General features: G+C 73.8%; 21 protein-coding genes. 15 read left to right on the top strand and 6 right to left on the bottom strand.

Features of this window, described 5'->3' with window-relative positions:
- Window positions 1–49 precede the first annotated feature (49 nt).
- The 8 genes from modA (at window position 50) to ppk2 (ending at window position 7,912) form a co-directional block, all read left to right on the top strand.
- A complete protein-coding gene (gene modA / locus ACH4ZA_RS12365) occupies window positions 50–916 on the top strand; it encodes a molybdate ABC transporter substrate-binding protein (RefSeq protein ID WP_398429232.1) in 867 nt (288 codons plus the stop codon).
- A complete protein-coding gene (modB, locus tag ACH4ZA_RS12360; protein WP_398429231.1) occupies window positions 913–1,776 on the top strand; it encodes a molybdate ABC transporter permease subunit in 864 nt (287 codons plus the stop codon). The genes modA and modB overlap by 4 nt, the downstream gene beginning before the upstream one ends.
- 26 nt (window positions 1,777–1,802) lie before the next feature.
- Window positions 1,803–2,873, top strand: a complete 1,071-nt coding sequence (locus tag ACH4ZA_RS12355; protein WP_398429301.1) for an ABC transporter ATP-binding protein — start codon at window positions 1,803–1,805, stop codon at window positions 2,871–2,873.
- A gap of 287 nt (window positions 2,874–3,160) precedes the next feature.
- Window positions 3,161–5,146 carry a SpoIIE family protein phosphatase gene (locus ACH4ZA_RS12350; protein ID WP_398429300.1) on the top strand — a complete coding sequence of 662 codons (1,986 nt, stop codon included), beginning with the start codon at window positions 3,161–3,163 and terminating at the stop codon, window positions 5,144–5,146.
- A 107-nt stretch (window positions 5,147–5,253) separates the two neighbouring features.
- A complete protein-coding gene (locus ACH4ZA_RS12345) occupies window positions 5,254–5,610 on the top strand; it encodes a PRC-barrel domain-containing protein (RefSeq protein WP_398429229.1) in 357 nt (118 codons plus the stop codon).
- A gap of 36 nt (window positions 5,611–5,646) precedes the next feature.
- Entirely contained in the window at window positions 5,647–5,820 is a 174-nt protein-coding gene (locus tag ACH4ZA_RS12340; protein WP_398429228.1) for a hypothetical protein, read from the top strand.
- Between the two features lie 145 nt (window positions 5,821–5,965).
- The gene (locus ACH4ZA_RS12335) at window positions 5,966–6,949 is read left to right on the top strand and encodes an aldo/keto reductase (RefSeq protein WP_398429226.1); all 984 of its coding nucleotides are present in this window, start codon (window positions 5,966–5,968) and stop codon (window positions 6,947–6,949) included.
- A 144-nt stretch (window positions 6,950–7,093) separates the two neighbouring features.
- Window positions 7,094–7,912, top strand: coding sequence for a polyphosphate kinase 2 (gene ppk2 / locus ACH4ZA_RS12330; protein ID WP_398429225.1), 819 nt, complete (start codon window positions 7,094–7,096; stop codon window positions 7,910–7,912).
- A gap of 51 nt (window positions 7,913–7,963) precedes the next feature.
- On the opposite strand, the gene ACH4ZA_RS12325 is transcribed toward ppk2, so the two are convergent.
- Window positions 7,964–8,647, bottom strand: coding sequence for a 1,4-alpha-glucan branching protein (locus tag ACH4ZA_RS12325; RefSeq protein ID WP_398429223.1), 684 nt, complete (start codon window positions 8,645–8,647; stop codon window positions 7,964–7,966).
- A 58-nt stretch (window positions 8,648–8,705) separates the two neighbouring features.
- Complete coding sequence (locus ACH4ZA_RS12320; protein WP_398429221.1) at window positions 8,706–9,227, bottom strand: AAA family ATPase; 522 nt, start codon at window positions 9,225–9,227, stop codon at window positions 8,706–8,708.
- A 110-nt stretch (window positions 9,228–9,337) separates the two neighbouring features.
- Here ACH4ZA_RS12320 and ACH4ZA_RS12315 point away from each other — a divergent pair, with 110 nt between their 5' ends.
- Window positions 9,338–9,571 carry a hypothetical protein gene (locus ACH4ZA_RS12315; protein WP_398429219.1) on the top strand — a complete coding sequence of 78 codons (234 nt, stop codon included), beginning with the start codon at window positions 9,338–9,340 and terminating at the stop codon, window positions 9,569–9,571.
- A gap of 445 nt (window positions 9,572–10,016) precedes the next feature.
- Here the strand turns inward: ACH4ZA_RS12315 and ACH4ZA_RS12310 are convergent, their stop codons facing one another.
- Complete coding sequence (locus ACH4ZA_RS12310) at window positions 10,017–10,439, bottom strand: DUF6003 family protein (protein ID WP_398429218.1); 423 nt, start codon at window positions 10,437–10,439, stop codon at window positions 10,017–10,019.
- Between the two features lie 299 nt (window positions 10,440–10,738).
- Here ACH4ZA_RS12310 and ACH4ZA_RS12305 point away from each other — a divergent pair, with 299 nt between their 5' ends.
- The 6 genes from ACH4ZA_RS12305 to ACH4ZA_RS12280 all read left to right on the top strand — a co-directional run bounded on the left by ACH4ZA_RS12305 (window position 10,739) and on the right by ACH4ZA_RS12280 (window position 16,292).
- Complete coding sequence (locus ACH4ZA_RS12305; RefSeq protein ID WP_398429217.1) at window positions 10,739–11,506, top strand: rhomboid family intramembrane serine protease; 768 nt, start codon at window positions 10,739–10,741, stop codon at window positions 11,504–11,506.
- 148 nt (window positions 11,507–11,654) lie between these two features.
- Window positions 11,655–12,158 carry an SRPBCC family protein gene (locus ACH4ZA_RS12300; RefSeq protein WP_398429216.1) on the top strand — a complete coding sequence of 168 codons (504 nt, stop codon included), beginning with the start codon at window positions 11,655–11,657 and terminating at the stop codon, window positions 12,156–12,158.
- A gap of 13 nt (window positions 12,159–12,171) precedes the next feature.
- The gene (locus tag ACH4ZA_RS12295; RefSeq protein ID WP_398429299.1) at window positions 12,172–13,803 is read left to right on the top strand and encodes a phytoene desaturase family protein; all 1,632 of its coding nucleotides are present in this window, start codon (window positions 12,172–12,174) and stop codon (window positions 13,801–13,803) included.
- 45 nt (window positions 13,804–13,848) lie between these two features.
- Window positions 13,849–14,346, top strand: coding sequence for a hypothetical protein (locus ACH4ZA_RS12290; RefSeq protein ID WP_398429215.1), 498 nt, complete (start codon window positions 13,849–13,851; stop codon window positions 14,344–14,346).
- Window positions 14,347–14,432: 86 nt separating this feature from the next.
- Window positions 14,433–15,323, top strand: coding sequence for a short-chain dehydrogenase/reductase (locus ACH4ZA_RS12285; RefSeq protein WP_398429214.1), 891 nt, complete (start codon window positions 14,433–14,435; stop codon window positions 15,321–15,323).
- A 99-nt stretch (window positions 15,324–15,422) separates the two neighbouring features.
- Window positions 15,423–16,292, top strand: a complete 870-nt coding sequence (locus tag ACH4ZA_RS12280; protein WP_398429212.1) for a DUF4344 domain-containing metallopeptidase — start codon at window positions 15,423–15,425, stop codon at window positions 16,290–16,292.
- Window positions 16,293–16,712: 420 nt separating this feature from the next.
- Here ACH4ZA_RS12280 and ACH4ZA_RS12275 read toward each other — a convergent pair whose 3' ends face one another.
- From ACH4ZA_RS12275 to ACH4ZA_RS12265, 3 genes are read right to left on the bottom strand one after another with little or no spacing between them, the layout of a single operon-like run.
- Window positions 16,713–17,114: an STAS domain-containing protein gene (locus ACH4ZA_RS12275; protein ID WP_398429211.1), complete on the bottom strand. Its 402-nt coding sequence runs from the start codon at window positions 17,112–17,114 to the stop codon at window positions 16,713–16,715.
- Window positions 17,111–18,406 carry a PP2C family protein-serine/threonine phosphatase gene (locus ACH4ZA_RS12270; protein ID WP_398429210.1) on the bottom strand — a complete coding sequence of 432 codons (1,296 nt, stop codon included), beginning with the start codon at window positions 18,404–18,406 and terminating at the stop codon, window positions 17,111–17,113. Before ACH4ZA_RS12270 ends, ACH4ZA_RS12275 begins: the two co-directional genes overlap by 4 nt.
- Window positions 18,406–19,209, bottom strand: a complete 804-nt coding sequence (locus tag ACH4ZA_RS12265; protein ID WP_398429209.1) for an alpha/beta fold hydrolase — start codon at window positions 19,207–19,209, stop codon at window positions 18,406–18,408. The genes ACH4ZA_RS12270 and ACH4ZA_RS12265 overlap by 1 nt, the downstream gene beginning before the upstream one ends.
- Between the last annotated feature and the right edge of the window lie 58 nt (window positions 19,210–19,267).

Here is a 19,267-nt window from a genome sequence, read left to right as displayed (position 1 = left end):
TCTTCGGCGCCTGGACCGCCACCCAGCCCGAGCAGAGGAAGTGCACTTCGTGACGACCCGTATCGAGCCCCAGAACCGCCGCACCCGGCGGACCCGCCGCACCCTGAGCGCGGCCGGCGCCGGGGCTGCGGCGCTGCTGGCACTGAGCGCCTGCTCGTCGTCGGACGACTCCTCCCCGACGAAGGCGGACTCCACCGCGTCCGGCTCCGCTTCGGGCCCCTCCGGTTCGTCGGGCCGGGTGTCCGGCGCGGTGACGGTGTTCGCCGCCGCCTCGCTCAAGGAGAGCTTCACGACGCTCGGCCGGCAGTTCGAGAAGGAGCACCCGGGCGCCAAGGTCACGTTCAGTTTCGGCGGCAGCGACTCCCTCGCCGCGAGCATCACCGGCGGCGCCCCGGCGGACGTGTTCGCCTCGGCCAGTCCCAAGACGATGAAGATCGTGACCGACGCCGGGGACGCCTCCGGCACGCCCGCGGTGTTCGTCCGCAACCAGTTGGAGATCGCCACGCTGCCCGGCAATCCCGACAAGATCGCCTCGCTCGAGGACCTCACCGGACCGGGCCTGAAGGTCGTGCTGTGCGACAAGGAGGTCCCGTGCGGCGCGGCCGCGCAGAAGGCCCTCGCCGCCGCCGGGCTGAAACTCACCCCCGTCTCCTACGAGCAGGACGTCAAGGCGGCCCTGACCAAGGTCGAGCTGAAGGAGGCCGACGCCGCCGTCGTCTACAAGACGGACGTGCACGCGGCCGGTGACAAGGTGCAGGGCGTGCAGTTCGCGGAGTCCGCGAACGCCGTCAACGACTATCCGATCGTCCGGCTCAAGGACGCCGGGAACGCCGGTGCCGCCGAGGCGTTCATCGCGCTGGTGCGGTCCGCCGAGGGCCAGAAGGTCCTCACCGGAGCCGGGTTCCTCACGCCGTGACATCGCCGGACGGCGAGCGTGACGCCCCGGCCCTCGCCCTCGGCGACCGGCCTCGTCCACGGCGGCCCCGGGCGGCCGCCGGCCGGGGTGCACCGCTGCCGTTGCTGGCGCCCGCCCTGATCGGCGTGGCCTTCCTGGTCCTGCCGCTCATCGCGCTCCTCGTGCGGGCTCCGTGGCGCAGCCTTCCCGCGCTGCTGACCGGCGCCGAGGTGTGGCAGGCGCTCCGGCTGTCGCTGGTGTGCGCCACGGCGGCCACCGCGGTGAGCCTGGTCGTCGGCGTACCGCTGGCCTGGCTGCTGGCCCGGGTCGAGTTCCCCGGCCGCGGCCTCCTGCGCGCGCTCGTCACCCTGCCGCTCGTCCTGCCGCCGGTCGTCGGCGGTGTGGCGCTGCTGATGGCGCTCGGCCGCAACGGCGTCGTGGGCAGGTGGCTCGACGCCTGGTTCGGGATCACCCTTCCCTTCACCACGGCGGGCGTGGTGGTCGCCGAGGCGTTCGTCGCCCTGCCCTTCCTCGTCATCAGCGTGGAGGGCACCCTGCGCGCCGCCGATCCGCGGTACGAGGAGGCCGCCGCGACACTCGGCGCCTCCCGCTTCACCGCCTTCCGCCGGGTGACGCTTCCGCTGATCGCACCGGGCGTCGCGGCCGGCGCGGTCCTGGCCTGGGCGCGGGCGCTCGGTGAGTTCGGCGCCACGATCACGTTCGCGGGCAACTTCCCCGGCCGTACCCAGACCATGCCGCTGGCCGTTTATCTGGCCCTGCAGAGCGACCCGGAGGCCGCCATCGCCCTCAGCCTGGTGCTGCTGGCCGTGTCCGTCGCGGTCCTCGCGAGCCTGCGCGACCGCTGGACGGGGGCACGGTGACCGAGATCCACGACGCGGCCCGCGAGATGCGCGCCCGAGGCGGTGGGCAAGGCCCCGGACAGGGCCTCGACGCCCGTCTCGTCGTCGAGCGCGGCGCCTTCCGGCTCGACGTCGAGCTGAGGGTCGCACCCGGCGAGGTCGTCGCCCTGCTCGGCCCGAACGGCGCAGGGAAGACCACCGCCCTGCGCGCCCTCGCCGGCCTCACCCCGCTCAGCGGCGGACGGCTGCGGCTGGACGGCGAGGCGCTGGAGCGCACACCCCCCGAGTCCCGCCCGGTCGGCGTCGTCTTCCAGGACTATCTGCTCTTCCCGCACCTCACCGCGCTGGACAACGTGGCCTTCGGACCGCGCTGCCAGGGCGCCACCAGGGCGCAGGCGCGGGCGCGGGCGGCCGAATGGCTCGACCGCCTGGGGCTCGCCGACCACGCCGGCGTCAAGCCGCGCAGGCTGTCCGGCGGGCAGGCCCAGCGGGTCGCGCTGGCCCGGGCGCTGGCCGTCCGCCCCCGGCTGCTGCTCCTGGACGAGCCGCTGGCCGCGCTGGACGCGCGCACCCGTCTCGAGGTGCGCACCCGACTGCGCCGCCACCTCGCCGAGTTCGAGGCGGTCGCCGTCCTGGTCACCCACGATCCGCTGGACGCCATGGTGCTCGCCGACCGCCTGGTCGTCGTCGAGGACGGCCGTGTCGTCCAGGAGGGCCTTCCGTCCCACATCGCCCGCCATCCCCGTACGGACTACATCGCCCGGCTGGTGGGACTGAACCTCTTCCGGGGCGAGGCCGACGGGCACGTCGTCCGCCTCGACGACGGTCCCCGGATCACCACGACGGAAGCGCTGACCGGACCGGTCTTCGTGGCGTTCCCGCCGGGGGCGGTCACCCTGCACCGTGCACGCCCCGCAGGCACCAGCGCCCGCAACCTCTGGCGCTGCGAGGTCGCGAGCCTGGAGACGCACGGCGACCAGATCCGCGCCGCCCTCACCGGGGAGCTGCCGCTCGCCGCGGACCTGACCGCGGCCGCCGCCGCCGAACTCGATCTGCACCCGGGCGCCGAGGTGTGGGCGGCGGTGAAGGCGACGCAGACCCACGCGTACGCCGTCTGACCCGCCCGTGGACCCGGATCGCCCCGGATCGCCCCCGATCGCCCCGGCCCGTCCGCGCGACGGGAAGCGACGGGGAGCGGGCACCAGGGGAAGGAGCGCCCTCACAGGGGGCCGGTCGCGAGCGGTCGCGAGCGGTGGCGGGCGAACTCCGGCACCACTGCTTCCCGAATGTTCCGGATATGGTGTTTTCATATGATCCATGCCGATGGGGAGGTACCGCGGTGGAAGCCCCTCACCGGGCGGGCGCGGCGCCCGAGCAGCCCCAGGGAGCTGTCGGGTACGCGGGCGTGCTGCGGGAGCTGCTTCCGATCGCGCTGTGGCGGGAGGACGCGGACGGCCGCGTCGTGGAGTGGTCGCTGGCCGCCCAGGACCTGCTCGGATACCGGCCGCAGGACGTCCTCGACCGGCCCGCGTCGGCCCTTCTGGTGCCCGAGGGCAACCGTGAGCTGGCCGACCACCTCACCCATCGCGTCCAGGGCGGGGAGACCGTGGTCGGCACGCTGTCCGTGCGCCATCGCGACGGCCACCAGGTCACCATGGAGATGTGGATCGTCCCCGCCGCCGACGCGCGGGGCCGGCCCGGCGCCCTGCTGATCGCCGTGGAGACCTCCCAGGTTCTGCGCATGCGCGACTCCCTCGCGGCCCTGGAGAGCCTCTTCAGCCAGTCGCCCATCGGCCTGGCCACCCTCGGCGCCGACCTGCGTTTCCTCCGGGTCAACGACGCCCTCGCCCGGATGAACGGCGCCTCCGCCGCCGAGCACCTCGGCAGGCGGCTGACCGAGGTCGTGCCCGGCGTCAACGCCGTGGCGCTGGAGGCGACGATGCGGGAGGTGCTGGAGCGGGGCACGGCCGTCGTCGACGTACGCCGCACCGGGCGGACCCCCGCCGATCCCGACCGCGAACACACCTGGTCGTGCTCCTACGCCCCGCTGCTCGACGGCGGCGGCCGCACCCTGGGCGTGATCGCCTCCCTCATCGACATCACCGCGAGCCAGCAGGCGGAACGCGACGCCGAACGCGCCCGCCAGCGCTTCGCGCTGCTGGCGGAGGTCGGCGCACGCATCGGCACCACCCTGGACCTGCGGCAGACCTCCGAGGAGATCGTGCAGATGCTGGTGCCCCAGCTCGCCGACTCCGCCGACGTGCAGCTCCTCGAAGAGGTGCTGGCGCCCGACGAGTCCACCGCCGTCACCCGCGGCGTGGTCCGCCGGATGGCGGCCCGCTTCCCCGATCCCGCCGCCCCGACCGCGAAGCTCCGTCCGGGCATGACCTCACGGCTCGCGGCCGGCTCCCTCTACGAACGCGTCATCGCCGACGGCCGACCCACCAACCTGTACCGGCCCGACGTTCCCGCGCTGGTCACCGACCCCCGCGCCGACGAGCTGCGCGCCTACCTCATGGGCCTGGGGTCCGCGCGGCTGATCCCGCTCGTCGCCCGGGGCAAGGTCCTCGGGGCGATCGTGGTGACGCGGCTGCGCAGCCGCGAGCCCTTCGACGACCAGGACTGCGTGCTCATCGACGAGCTCGCGGCGCGCGCCGCCCTCAACATCGACAACGCGCTCATGTACACCCGGCAGCGGGCGACGGCCCTGACCCTGCAGCGCAGCCTGACCAACAGCGCGCTGCCCGTCGTCCCCGGCCTCGAACTCACGGGACGGTACAGGCCGGCGAGCGAGCACGACGTCGGCGGCGACTGGTACGACGTCATCGCGCTGCCCGACGGCCGGACGGGGCTCGTCATCGGCGACGTCATGGGGCACGGCATCCATGCGGCGGCGGTGATGGGCCAGCTCCGCACGGCCGTGCGCACGCTCGCCCGGCACGACGTCGACCCGGCCCGCATGCTCCGGTCGCTGGACGCCGTCGTGGCCGACATGGGCGACGACCAGCTGGCGACCTGCGTCTACGCCGTCCACGATCCCCGCGTCGGCGGTTGCCTCGTCGCCCGGGCGGGTCACCCCCCGCCGGCCGTGGTGGCGGACGACGGCGCGGTCGCGTTCCTCGACGGTTCGCCGGGCACCCCGCTGGGCGCGGGTGGGCAGCGGTTCGAGGCGGAGGAGGTCCCGCTCCCGTCCGGCAGCCTGCTCGTCCTGTACACCGACGGTCTCATCGAAGCCCGGGACCGCGACCTCGACCAGGGGCTCGACCGGCTCGCCCGGGCGCTGCGGCGGCCCGGACGGCCCCTCCCGGCGCTCTGTGACGACGTCCTCGGACAGATGCTCCCGCAGGCCGCCGAGGACGACGTCGCGATACTGATGGCGCGTCCCCAGTGACCGGGCGGGGCCCGCCGCGCCGATACGCCCGTCGTCCTTCCCCCATCGCCGCCCGGCGGTGACATCCACGACGCGAAGCCGGGTACCCGCACCTGCGGAGGTTGCTCATGTTCGAACCCAGCGACATCCGGGACTGGCGCGGTCACGACGTGGTCGATCCCGACGGGCACCGCATCGGCGTCCTGGAGTCGGTCTATGTCGACACCGGGACTGACCTGCCCAGTTTCGCCACGGTGACCGTCGGCCTGCCCACCCGTCGCCGCCTGGTGTTCGTCCCGCTCGCCGGGGCGACGGTCGGCCCCGGGCACCTGAAAGTGGCGTACGGCAAGAACGCGGTGAAGAAGGCCCCGTCGATCGACGTGGACGGCGAGCTGCTCGCCCCGGACGAGCCGAAGGTCTTCGCCCACTACGAACTGGACTACCTGCCGGGCGCGGGCGGCGAACGCCGTCTCGCCCGCCGCTGAGAGGCGGGAGGCCGAAGCCCGCCGTGGGGAGAAACGATGAGCCTGTTCCTGTTCCTGATCCTCTTGGCCCTCGTCCTGGGCATCATCGGGTTCGCGGTCCACGGGTTGTTCTACCTGCTCGTCATCGGCGCCGTCGTGCTTCTCGCCGATCTCGCCTATGCCGTCGTCCGGTTCCGCCGCGGGGGACGAAGGCACCGCATCGCCCGCTGACCGCCGCCGCGTTCCGGAGTCCGGCGGTCGCGCACGGCGGTCACCGCAGGACCGACGACCGCCGGAGTCGGTCGCCCCGGGACCGACCGCCGGAGTCGGGTGCGCACCCGTCACGCCGGGACACGCACGAAGAGGGACGCGGGACATGAGGACCAACCGGCTCGGACGCAGCACGGTGCAGGTCACGGAGCTGGGCTTCGGCGGCGGCCCGCTGGGCGGGCTCTTCGCCCCGCTCGACGACGAGACCGCGGCCGCGACGCTGAGCGCCGCCTGGGACTGCGGCGTCCGCTACTTCGACACGTCCCCGCACTACGGCCTCGGCCAGTCCGAGCGCCGCACCGGTGACTTCCTCCGCGGGATGCCACGCGACGCGTTCACCCTGTCCACCAAGGTGGGACGGCTCCTCGTCCCGCAGGACCCCCGGGGCCGCAGCGACGAGCGGTTCCACGTGCCCGCGACGCACCGCCGGGTGTGGGACTTCTCCCGGGACGGCGTGCTGCGCGGCGTGGAGGACTCCCTCACCCGCATGGGGGTCGACCGCGTCGACGTGCTCCTCCTCCACGACGCCGAGGAGCACTTCGGCACAGCGCTGCGCGAAGGCTTCCCCGCACTGGCCGAACTGCGCTCCGAGGGCGTGGTCGGGGCCGTCGGCGCGGGCATGTACGACCCCGGGATGCTCACCGAGCTGGTGCGGGAGACCGACGCCGACGTCGTGATGCTCTCCGGGCGGTACACGCTCCTCGATCACAGCGCTCTGGACGACCTGCTGCCGGCGTGCACCGTGCGCGGGGTGTCCGTCCTCGCCGCATCGGTCTTCAACTCCGGGCTGCTCGCCACACCGCGGCCGGAGGAAGGAGCGAACTTCGACTACGCGCCCGCCCCGCCGGATGTCCTGCGCCGGGCGCGCGCGCTCGCCGACGTCTGCGAGGCGCACGGCGTGCGGCTTCCCCAGGCGGCGATGGCGTTTCCCCTGCGGCACCCGGCGGTCGCGGGCGTCGTCCTCGGCATGCGCTCGCCGGAGGAAGTACGCCTCGACGCCGCGGCGTTCGGCGTCCGCATCCCCGACGGGCTCTGGTCCGACCTGCGCGAGGCGGGGCTCCTCGACGAACGGGCGCCGGTCGGCGCGTGACGGGCGGCCGGCCGCTGCGTCCGGCCGGGCGCGTCCCGGGTGCGCGGCGCCCCGGCGGTCAGTACGGTGGCGTCCTGGTGTTCGATCGCGGCCCGGGGGAGCCCCGGGGATGTCGGCGTTGGGGTCACGGGCGGTGGAGGCGGCATGTCCGGCAAGAAGACGGCGGCACTGCCGCGCAAGGCGTACGAGAAGGAACTGCTGCGGCTGCAGACGGAGTTGGTGAAGCTACAGGAGTGGGTGCGGGCCTCCGGGACCCGGTTGGTGATCGTCTTCGAGGGGCGGGACGCGGCGGGCAAGGGCGGCACGATCAAGCGGGTCGCCGAGCACCTCAACCCGCGCGTGGCGCGCATCGCCGCACTCCCGAAGCCCACCGAGCGCGAACGCACCCAGTGGTACTTTCAGCGTTACGTCGAGCACCTGCCGGCGGCCGGGGAGATCGTGCTGTTCGACCGGTCCTGGTACAACCGCGCCGGCGTGGAGCACGTGATGGGCTTCTGCACGAAGGAGGAGCACCAGCTCTTCCTCCGCCAGTGCCCGATCTTCGAACGCATGCTGGCCGAAGACGGCGTACTGCTGCGCAAGTACTGGTTCTCGGTGAGCGACACCGAGCAGCAGGAGCGCTTCCGGCGCCGGCTGGAGGACCCGCTGCGGCGGTGGAAGCTCTCGCCGATGGACCTGGAGTCCATCACCCACTGGGAGGCGTACTCCCGGGCCAAGGACGAAATGATGGTGCACACCGACATCACCGAGGCGCCCTGGTATGTCGTCGAGAGCGACGACAAGCGCCGCGCGCGGCTGAACATGATCGCCCACCTGCTGTCGACCGTGCCGTACCGCGAGGTGCCGCCGCCCGTGCTGGAGCTCCCCGAGCGGCCCGCCTCGACCGGATACCAGCGCCCGCCGCGCGATCTGCGCACCTACGTCGCCGATCACGCGGCGAGCATCGGATCCCACGAGAGGTGAGCGGCGTCCTGCCGGGCGCCGCCTTCGGGGGCCCGGCCGCCGTGGCGTCCGTCAGCCGTGAGGATCGGGGAGCAGGACGGCGAACAGGCCCTGCTCCCGGGCGCCGGCGGGCGTGAGCCAGGGGCCGGCGACGTGGCCCGTCGCACCGGGCGGGAGGAGGGGCGCGTCGTCCGGGACGGGGGTGAGCACCCGCTGCACGCGGAGCGTCGTGCCGTGCGGCGCGTGCAGTCGGGTGCCGTCCCGGTCGTCGGTGGCGCCGACGGGTGCGGTGAGGGATTCGGTCAGGTCTGCGGTGAGGGGCGCGTCGCCGGTGTAGGAGCGGGTGACCTCGCGGTCGGGCGTGTCACTGGCGCTCTGCGCCTGCGCCTGCACCCGGCCCTCGATCAGCGCCAGCAGCTGGGCGACCAGCACCGGGTCCTGACAGCCGTCGTAGACCCAGCGCCGGCCCAGCACCCCGTGCTCCATCGTGCCGACCAGGGCGTGCTCCGCCCCCTCGAGAGGGGCGCCGCGGTAGGTGAGCGGGACCAGGTACGCGGCCGGTCGCGGGCCGGCGGTGTCGGTGACGACCATGAACTCGATCCCGACCTCGCCCTCGGGGTCGTCCAGCCGGAATCCGCCGGCCCTGACCGGCTCCGGCCGCCCCGCGCCGCCGACGTACCACGGCCGGGCGGGCAGCCAGGAAGTGAGCAGTTCCAGCTTGGTCGGCTTCAGGACGGTGTGGTGAATGACGGCCATGCCGAGGATTCTCCTCCGTGGAGCGGATGTGTCTCCCCCACCATTCCATCCCCACGGCTCAGTTCCGCACGGCGGCCGCGACGCGCGCCGCGACCTCGGCGGGGGCGAGGTGTGCGGTGTCGACGACCTCGGCCTCGCGGTGCAGCCATGTGCGGGCCGCCTCGGCATAGGGCTCCAGGTACGCGAGACGGAACGGGGAGGGGCCGAGAACGGCGTCCCCCTCGATGCGTCCGCGCAGGGTGTCCTGGTCCGCGTGGAGGACGAAGTGCCGTACCGGGATGGCGTGCCGGGCGAGGCCCGCGCTGATCTCGCGCCAGTACCGCTCGACGAGGACGGTCATGGGCATCACCAGGGTGCCGCCGGTGTAGTCGAGGACGTGGCGGGCGGTCTCGACGACGAGCGGCCGCCATGGCGGCCAGTGCTGGAAGTTGTCCGTGCCGGGCAGCCCCGGCGTGATGTCCATGAGCGTCTCGCCGACCTTCTCTGCGTCCAGTACGCGGGAATCCGGCAGCAGGTGCCGAAGGAGGGCGGCGGTGGTCGTCTTGCCGGCGCCATGGGTTCCGTTGAGCCACACGATCATGGGACACGAGCGTAGGGCCGCCGCGACCGGCGCGATCCGGCCGCTCCGGGGAGACGCAGAGCCGGGGCGTCGACTGGCACCGTAAATCGAACACATGATTGAATTCAGCCATGCGACCGATTCCCGCCGATCTCACCGAGGCACTGGAGGACTGGCACGCCACCTACCGCCGGCTCGCCGCCCAGCCGCGCAGCGACCTGCGGCGCAGACTCATCCGGTTGCAGTGCGACGTCCTCGCCCACCCGTACTGGGGCGGCGGCCGGAGCACGGCGGCGCGGGCGGCGCTGTTCGCGGCGGGGCGAGGCGGCGGAAGCGGCCGTGGGAGTCACCCCGGACGGGGGTGAGGCGCGTCGTGCCCCGACTGCCGCCTGACCCGTCCCGGCTCCGGGTGATCTCCCGTCTGGAGCGGCGGACGGCGGAGCACGAGACCAGGGCGGACAGCGGGCTTCCGCCCCGACGAGGCACAGACGGCCCTGGCCGGCCCGGACATCGGACCGTGCCGATTCCGCCGACCGGACACGGCCCTGGGCGTCGACGTGGCGTGAACGACGCCGGCCGCCCGCGGCGGCGGGCGCTGCTGCGTCTCCCCGGCGCCGTGGAGGGCCAGGGCGAGGAAGGTGCGCGGTGCCGCGTCGTCGGGTAACTCGCCAGGCCGAGCCGGAGAGTCGTCAGGGACTCGTCGTGGCGGCCCGATACCCGGTAGTCCATGCCGACGGCCGCTTGCCGGGCGCGGTGCGGGCAGCCAGGGTGCGCTGATCGGCAGGAGAGGGAGAAGGGCGAAGGTCCGCCCTAGCGGGCCGCCGCCGTCACCGCCGCGGGGTCCACCCCGGTCAGTTCCGCGACGCGGTGGGGCGGCACGCCGGCGGCGAGGGCCCGTGCGATCAGAGCGTCCCGGTCGTCGGCGCAGTCGCGGTAGGCGAGGAGGTCCTCCTCCACCTGAGCGAGCGCCGCAGGCGCCAGACCGTGACGCACCCGGCTCAGCTCCTCGTCGCTCAGCGGGACCGGCAGCCGTTCCGCGCCCTCCGGGACGGCGCCCCGCTCCTCCGGAGGCAGCAGGCGCAGGCGCGGGGAGGCCGCCGAGGCCCCCTGCGCGTCCAGCCACGCCTGTACCGCGGGTGTGTCCATGCACGCGAGATCGCCGACGGCGGACGGCGCGACGCCGAGCGCCGCGGTCGCGTCGTCCAGCAGGAACAGATAGGCCTCGTCGGTCATTCTCGACTCCTTCTCCGGGCGGACGCCGGCCGCGCCGGGCGGCCGGTCGACGTCCCTCTACCCCGCCGGCCCACGAATACCGCCGTGGCGAACGAGCCGGAGCGTCAGCGTGCTTCCCGTACGCCGCCGGAAGGCCGGGGGCGCGCGGATGACGTCCGCGGAGGGCGGCCGCGCGGCCCCGCAAGGCCGGGCCGTCCGGGCGATCCGGGCCGTCCGGACCGTCCCGGAGCGAACGTCCCCGGCGTGGCGTACCGGGCCGGGTACCGGCATCATCTACGTCATCACGGGAGGGGGCGCCCATGGGCGGCGGGAAGTCCGAGGTGGCGCGGCGGTCCGGCACGACGCCGGGCAGTCCGGAGCAGATGATCGCGGAGGCGCGGAAGGCGTTCTTCGTGATGTTCGGGTTCCTGGCGCTGGTCTGGCTGGCGCAGATCGTCAACTCCACGGACGGCTACGCCACGGCGCGCGAGTACGGCCTGGTGCCCGGCGAGACCGGCAGTCTGCCGCACCTGCTCACCGCGCCCTTCCTGCACTGGAGTTGGGCGCACATCGAGAGCAACTCCGGCCCGCTGTTCGTGTTCGGCTTCCTCGCCGCCTACCGGGGTGTGGTGCGTTTCCTCGGGCTGAGCCTGTTGGTGGCGGTGACCAGCGGGCTCGCGGTCTGGTTCTTCGAGGACGGACACGTCGAGACGGTCGGCGCCAGCGGGCTGATCTTCGGTTACTTCGGCTACGTCGTCGTCCGCGGCCTCTTCGACCGGCATCTGCTGGACACGCTCGTCGGCCTCGTGATGGCGGCCTCCTTCGCCTACATGCTCACCGTCGCGGTCCCCGGGACGCCCGGGGTGAGCTGGCTCGCGCATCTGGGAGGGCTGGTCGGCGGCCTGCTGGGCGCGTGGCTGTTCCGCGACCGCGACCGCACGCGTGGCAGCGACCGCACCCGGGGCGGCGGCACGAGGACCGCGCGCCGCACGAGAACCGACGACACGGCGGACGCCGGCCGCAGCGACGCCGCCGAGAGCCCGCGCGCCGCCCTGCACAAGGAACTCGGCGACCTCGGCCTGCTCTGACTCCGGCCGACGCCCGACACACGACGCCCGACGCCCGCGGGGTCCAGAAACCTCAGGCGGGATACGTCGCCCGGCGCGGGGCGGCGGTTGGGGCGCCCCGAGCTGGGCACTCGGCGTGGGTCCTGTCCCGGTGCTTCGGAGGTGTGGCGTGGCGGTACGGCATCGTCTGATCAAGGTGAGCCCGCAGACCGTGTGGGCCGTCCTCGCGGACGGCGGCCGCTATGCGGAGTGGGTGGTGGGAACGGCGTCCTCCGAACCGGTGCGCGGACACTGGCCGCAGGTCGGTTCCGCGATCGGTTACGAGGTGCGCCTCGGCCCTCTCCGGCTCACCAACGAGACGGTCGTGCGGCATTGCGAAGAGGGATCCGAGCTGGAGCTCGAGGCGCACGCGGGCATGCTGGGATCGGCGCGGATCGCCATCGAGCTGCGCCCCTGGGGCGAGCACTGTCTGGTGATCGTGGACGAGCATCCGCTGCAGGGAGCGAGCGGGCGGCTCCACAACGTGGGCTTCGAAGGACTCATCCAGCTGCGGCATCGCGCGATGCTGGCCCGGCTCGCCCGGGTGTGCGAGGAGCAGGGCGGGTCCGAACGGCCGGCCGGTTCTCGAGGGCGCAGGGAGGCGGCGCAGGACGTCGGCGGCGGCCATGCCTGACGTGGCGGTGGCCATGCCTGATGTGGTGGTGATCGGCGCCGGCCCCAACGGGCTGGTGGCGGCCAACCTGCTGGCCGACGAGGGCTGGAGCGTGGAGGTCCTGGAGGCGCAGCCCGAGCCCGGCGGCGCGGTGCGCCATGACCGGGGAGTCGACCCGGAGTTCGTCAGCGACCTCTTCAGCTCGTTCTATCCGCTCGCCGCCGCGTCACCCGTGCTGAGGCGGCTGCGGCTCGGCGACCACGGGCTGCGCTGGAGCCACGCGCCCCGCGTGCTGGCCCATCCCCTCACCGACGGCAGGTGCGCGGTGCTCGCCCGGGACCTCGACGCCACCGCCGACTCTCTCGACGCCTTCCATCCCGGCGACGGCGATGCGTGGCGGCGTCTGCACGACACGTGGGACCGTCTCGCCCCGGACATTCTGGACGCCCTGTTCACGCCGTTCCCGCCACTGCGCGCCACGGCCCGGCTCGCCGCGCGGCTCAAGGGGGCCGGCGGGCTGCGCATGGCCCGCACGCTGGTCCTGCCGGTGCGCCGCATGGGGAGCGAGGAGTTCCGGGGTGAGGGCGGCGGGCTGCTGCTGGCCGGCAACGCGCTGCACGCCGACCTGGCTCCGGAGGCCGCCGGGAGCGGGGGCTTCGGCTGGCTGATGTCCATGCTGGGGCAGAGCTTCGGCTTTCCCGTGCCGGTCGGCGGCGCGGGCGCGCTGACCGGTGCGCTCGTACGCCGGCTGCAGTCGCGGGGCGGCGTGCTGCGCTGCGGGCAGCGGGTGGACCGCGTGATCGTGCGGGGCGGGCGAGCCGTCGGCGTGCGCACCGTCGAGGGCGAGACGGTCGGCGCGCGGCGTGCCGTTCTCGCGGACGTGTCGGCGTCGGCGCTGTACGGCGAGCTCGTCGAGGCCGAGCACCTGCCGTCCCAGGTGCTCGACGACCTCAGGCGCTTCGAGTGGGACTTCGCGACCTTCAAGGTGGACTGGGCGTGCGACGGCCCCGTGCCCTGGCGGGCCGCGTCCGCCGCGCAGGCCGGCACGGTCCATCTCGCCGACGGCGTGGACGAGCTCACCCGCTTCGCGGCCCAGCTCGCCATGGGCCAGGCTCCCGACCGTCCTTTCGCCCTGTTCGGCCAGATGACGACGGCGGACGCGTCACGCTCGCCGCGGGGAACCGAGGCCGCCTGGGCGTACACACATCTGCCGCAGGTCATCAGGTCGGACGCGGGCGACGAGGGGCTGACGGGCGCCTGGAGCCCCCGGGAGCAGGAGATCATGGCCGACCGGGTCGAGCGCCAGGTCGAGCGGTTCGCTCCCGGGTTCCGCTCCCTCATCCGCGCCCGGCGCATCCTGGCCCCGCCCACGCTCCAGGCCCTGGACGGCAACCTGCACGCAGGCGCCATCAACGGCGGCACCGCAGCCATGCACCAGCAGCTCGTCTTCCGCCCCGTGCCCGGAACCGGCCGCCCGGAGACGCCCGTCAAGGGGCTCTATCTCGCCTCGGCCTCCGCGCACCCGGGCGGCGGCGTCCACGGGGCCCCGGGAGCCAACGCCGCCCGCGCCGCACTGCACCGCCAGCGCCTGCCGGGTCTCACCCGCGCCCAGCGCGTCCTCACCCGCCGGGACCGCAGCGGCCGGAAGTCCCCGCAGGCGCCGTGACGGACCCGGCCCCCCTCCCCCTTCGCACGAGGAACGGACATCACCATGGACATCACGAGGGACGGCGACGGTCCCGCCGGGCGCGCCCTTCCGCCGGACGGCCCCGACCGCGCCCACCGGCGTCCGGAAGGCGTCGGCGACGAGACCGTGGAAGCACTCGGGGCACTGTCGAAGGCCCTGGAGACCACCGAACGCGCGCGAGGACACCTCTACAGCTTCCATCAGCTGACCGGCACGGCGGACCTCCAGCTGGACGAGGCCGTCGACCTGCTGCGCAAGGCCGGCCACCCCGAGTGGGCCGACAGGGTGCGCACGGAGATCCTGGGCCGCAACGTCATCCCGGGGCACTGGACCTTCCAGATCGTCGAGGCGTACGACGCGACCTACCACCAGCCGTTCACGCATCTCGCGCGTGAGGCCGTGAACCAGCTGGCCCAAGGCCGCGACCACCTCTACGAGGCCGAGATGAAGGAGGCGCGACGCACCGCCGGCCACCCCGCCCACAGCGCGCGTCCGGCGGACGGCGACGACCGTACGGGATGAGCCGGGCCCGGCGCGGACGACCGACGCGGGTGGGAAGCCGGTCGCTCCCCGCCCGGCCGGGCCGCAGAAGCAGAAGGGAACCCTCCGTGGACGACAGCCCTCTCAAGGACCGCACCGTCGTGATCACCGGAGCAGCGCGCGGCGTGGGAGCGGCGCTCGCGGCCGCGCTCGCCGGACGGGGGGCGCGGCTGGCCCTGCTCGACCACGACGGGGCGGCGCTGCGGGCGACGGCCGCCGCGCTGCCGGCGACCACGCTGGCCCTGCCGGTCGACGTCACCGACGCCGAGGCCCTCCACGACGCCGCCGAAGCCGTCCGCGGGCGCCTGGGCCCGCCGTCGGCGGTCGTGGCGAACGCCGGCGTCGCCGAGGCCGCGCCCTTCGCGCGCTCCGATGCCGCGACGTGGCGCCGCGTGGTGGAGGTCAACCTCGTCGGCAGCGCGCAGACGGCCCGGTCCTTCCTGCCCGACCTGGTGCGCACCGCCGGCTACCACCTGCAGATCGCCTCGCTGGCGTCGCTCGGCGCCGCCCCGCTGATGAGCGCGTACTGCGCGTCGAAGTCCGGGGTGGAGGCCTTCGCCCACTCCCTGCGGGCCGAGGTCGCGCATCATGACGTGGCCGTGGGCCTCGCCTACCTCGGCTGGATCGACACCGACATGATCCGTGCCGGGGACCAGTACGCCGCCTTGCGGGAGTTGCGGGCCCACATGCCGTTTCCCGCCCGGCGTGTGCACCCCGCGGAGGTCGTCGCCGCCCGTCTGGTCCGTGCCGTGGAGCAGCGACGCACCGCTGTCTACGTCCCCTCGTGGCTACGGCTGGCCCAGGTGGGCCGGGCGGCGATCCCTCCCCTCGTGCTGCGTGCGACGCGACGGACCCTGCCTCGGCTCGAGGCCGCCGAACCGTTGCGCCCGACGGGCCTGCTGGGCGCCGGCGGCCGCGCCGACCGGGCCGCCACGATCACCGGCCCGATCCCCGAATAGCGCACCGCGCGACGGGGGCGGTCGCCCGCCCGGGCGCGAGGGTCTCTGATAGGAATGCCGGGGGCCGGGAGGGGTGACCGGGTCCGGGAGGGGGAGCCGGTGTCGAGGCGTGCCCGCGCGAAGGGGCGAGGAGAGACGGGCGTCGGGAGGCCGGCCCGCGCCGCCCCGCCGCTCCCCCTGCGTCTTGGCCTCGGCCTCTGCTTCTGCCTCGTCGCCCTCGCCACGGCGTGCCGGTCCGACACGGCCGACGCGCCGGGCGACGCAGAATCGAGCGTCACCGTCCGCTACGAACAGCCGTCGACTCCGGACATGGGCGACGCGGCGTTCCTCCGGACCCGCAAACTGCCCGAGGCGGCCGCGGCGAGCGTCAGCGCTCTCGTCACGCTGGACCCGCCGGTGGTGATGGTCGTCCGGTCCTGCGGCGGCGAGGGATCCGCCTATGACCCCGGCGCTCGGCGCATCGAGATCTGCTACGAGGAGATCTCCGAAACCCGCGCCCTCTACCGGGCCTCCGGGCGGCAGCCGTCCGACGACGTCCTGTCCGCCGTCACGCTGGAAACGCTGTTCCACGAGAGCGCGCACGCGGTGATCGACGTCCTCGGCCTCCCGATGAGCGTCCGCGAGGAGGACCGAGCCGACCAGTTCGCGGCCTTCATGCTGCTCCGTGACGGACCCGAGGGGGAAGAGCGGCTGATCTCCGCCGCCCAGGCGTGGCGGTTGTCCGCGATCACCTACGAGAACGTCGACGACGGCCACGAGGACGAGCACTCCACGGACGAGCAGCGCGCGGTCAACCACCTCTGCTACGTCTACGGGGCGGCTCCGGCACGGCACGCCGGTCTCGTCGGCCCGCGTTCGCTCCCCGCGCGTCGTGCACACGGCTGCGCACAGGAGTGGAAGGACGTACGGGCCGTGTGGACGGCCGCCCTGGGGGCGGGCCCTGGACCACACCTCCCGCGCCGGTCGTGAACGACGTGACCCGGTCCGACGACGGACCGGCCGCCCCACGATCGACACGGCGTGTGCTGCTCCCCCGGTGCGCCCCGCGGGCCCGTCACCCCGTGGTGCTGCTCGCGTGGTACTGCTCACGTGCAAAGCTGGGTATGCGGTGCTTTCAGGCAGGGTGAGGACTGGAGGACGGCGTGGACTGGGGGCGGTTCGCGGAGCAGATGGCGTCGATGGCGCGGGATCTCCTCGCCGCTACTGGCAGGAGAACAACGTCAGGCTCCGCGAGGTCGCGCGCCTGGTCTGCGAGAAGGGCGGACTCTCGTGACCCCTCGGGGGCGGCCTCCCCGGCACGCGGTCTGAACCGAAGAAGCCTGGCCTGGCCAGCCCCATGGGAACGCCGCTGAACCCTGCCTGCACTCCAAGTCCCCTCTCCGGGCCCGCTCACACCCCATTCCGGGGCTGCGGGGCTGCGGGGCTGCCCTGGCCGGGCGGTGGGGCGGCGGGGCGGTCGCCGGTGGCCGAGTGCGCGTCGGGGTGAAGGGCGAAGACCTGGTCGAGTCCGACGATCCGCAGGACGCGCAGGGTGTTGGCGGGGACGGCGGCCAGGGCGACGTCGGCCCCGGCCGCGGCCGCGTGGTTGCGGGCCGCGAGCAGGGCGGTGATGCCGCTGGAGTCGCAGAACTCCAGTCGTGCCAGGTCGAGGACCACGCGCTGACCGGGATGCAGGGCGGTCCGGGCGACGAAGTCGCGCAGCTCGTGCGCGGTGGCGTAGTCGAGGTCGCCGACGATCTCGATCACGGGACCGGTGGCCGCGTCGCGAGCGGCGATCTTCACTGTCTTCATCTCGAGTGATCCATTGCCGGTAGGGGTGCCGGACGGGGGCCGGGGACGCCGATGGCGAGCAGCGCGGTGTCGTCGTCGACACCGTCGCCGAGGCCTTCCAGCAGGCCGCTCAGGGCCTGGACGATCCCCTGCGGTGACGCGCCGGCGTGCGCGGCGACGAACTCGCGCAGGGCGTGATCGCCGTACAGGTCGGCGCGGTCGGGTCCGGTGCGCGCCTCGGTGAGGCCGTCGGTGTACAGCAGGAGCGTGTCGCCGGGGCCGAGCGTGGTGGTGGCGGGCGTGAAGACGGCCCGGGGCAGCACACCGACCAGGAGTCCTCCGGGAGTGGGCAGGAACTCCGTCTTCCCGTCGCCGCGGACGACGAGGGCGGGCGGATGGCCGCCGGAGGCCAGGGAGACGGTGACGCGACCGGTGTCCGGTTCACGGGTGAGGATGCCGAAGATCGCCGTGCAGTAGCGCGGGTCGCCGCCGGTGTAGCGCTCGTGCAGCACCGTGTTCAAGGTGGTGAGCGCGCTGACGGGGTCGGGGTCGTGCAGGGCCGCCGCGCGCAGGGTGTAGCGGGTCAGCGAGGTGACCGCGGCGGCCTTGGGGCCCTTGCCGCACACATCGCCGAGGAAGAACGCCCAGCGTGTGCCGTCCAGGGCGAAGAGGTCGTAGAAGTCGCCGCCGAGCCGGTCCGGCGCCGCCGTGTGGTAGTACACGGCCGTCTCCACGCCCGGCACGTGCGGCAGGCTCGCGGGCAGCAGCGACTGCTGCAGCGCGGCGAGGGCCTCCTGGAGCCTGGCCCGGTCGGCCTCGGCCTGCCGGTGCGCCTGTTCCGCCTCCCGCTTGCGGCGCAGCAGCTCCTCTTCGTAGGAACGCCGGTGGGAGGCGTCGAAGACCGTCGTCCGGATCAGCAGCGATTCGCCCTCGCTGCCGTGCTTGACGACGGAGGAGACCAGGACCGGGAGGCGTCCGCCGGCGGCCTTGCGGATCTCCAGCGCGATACCGCTGACCTCGCCCTTCATCTGGAGCAGCGGCGCGAAGTGCGTCTCGTGGTAGAGCCTGCCCCCGACGGTGAGCAGGTCGGCGAACCGCATACGGCCCACCACCGCCCGGCGTTCCAGGCCCAGCCAGCCCAGCAGCGTGGCGTTGATCTTGGCGATGGTGCCGTCCATCAGCGTCGACAGGTACCCGCACGGCGCCGACTCGTACAGTTCCTCGGCGCTGTCCTCGAGCAGCGCGGTGAACGCGGCGTCGGTCGACGGGGCGTCCGCCCCGTAGGGCTCCGAGCTTTCTCCCGCGGGGCACATCACCGCTGGCCGCGCAGGAAGTCGAGGACGGCGGCGTTGGTGGCCTGCGGGGCGGACAGCTGCGGGCAGTGCCCGGTGGCGGGCAGCGTCACCAGGGTGGAGCCGGGGATGCGGTCGTGCACATAGGCGCCGACCTCGCGCGGGGCGATGGCGTCCTGGACGCACTCCAGGACCAGGGTCGGCACCGTCACGCCCTTGAGGTCGTCGCGGGAGTCCGACAGGAACGTGGTCCGGGCGAAGACGCGGGCGATGTCCGGGTCGGTGGCGCAGAAGCTGTTCGCCAGCTCCTCGCCCAGCTCCGGCCGTTCGGGGTTGCCCATGATGACCGGGGCCATGGCCGCCGACCAGCCCAGGTAGTTCGACTCCAGGGACGCTAGGAGCTCGTCCATGTCCTCGGCGCTGAATCCGCCGCGGTAGCCGTCGGTGTCGATGTAGCAGGGCGACGGGGCCACCATCACCAGGGACCCGATCCGCTCCGGCGCCGCGCGCACGGCGAGCACGCCCACCATCGCGCTGACCGAGTGCCCGACGAAGGCGGCGTCCCGCAGATCGAGTTCCTCGCAGACGTCGACGACGTCCTGTGCGTAGCCGGCGAGGGTCGAGTACCGCTGCTCGTCCCAGGCCGAAAGGTCCGACCTGCCCGAGCCGACGTAGTCGAACAGCACGACCCGGTAGTGCTCCGCCAGAGCGGGAACCGTCAGCCGCCACATGTTCTGGTCACAGCCGAATCCATGGGCCAGCACCACCACCGGCCCATCGGGCCTGCCGGTGACGACGACGTTGTTCCTGCGACGAATGTCCATACCAACCATCCTGCCATCACCGTCTTCGGCTCCCGTACGCCCGGTCCGTGCCCGCAGT

Source organism: Streptomyces sp. NPDC020597 (assembly GCF_044335095.1).
GTDB lineage: Bacteria > Actinomycetota > Actinomycetes > Streptomycetales > Streptomycetaceae > Streptomyces.
The sequence above is the reverse complement of the archived record's forward strand: the minus strand, read 5'-3'. Positions and strand labels throughout refer to the sequence as shown.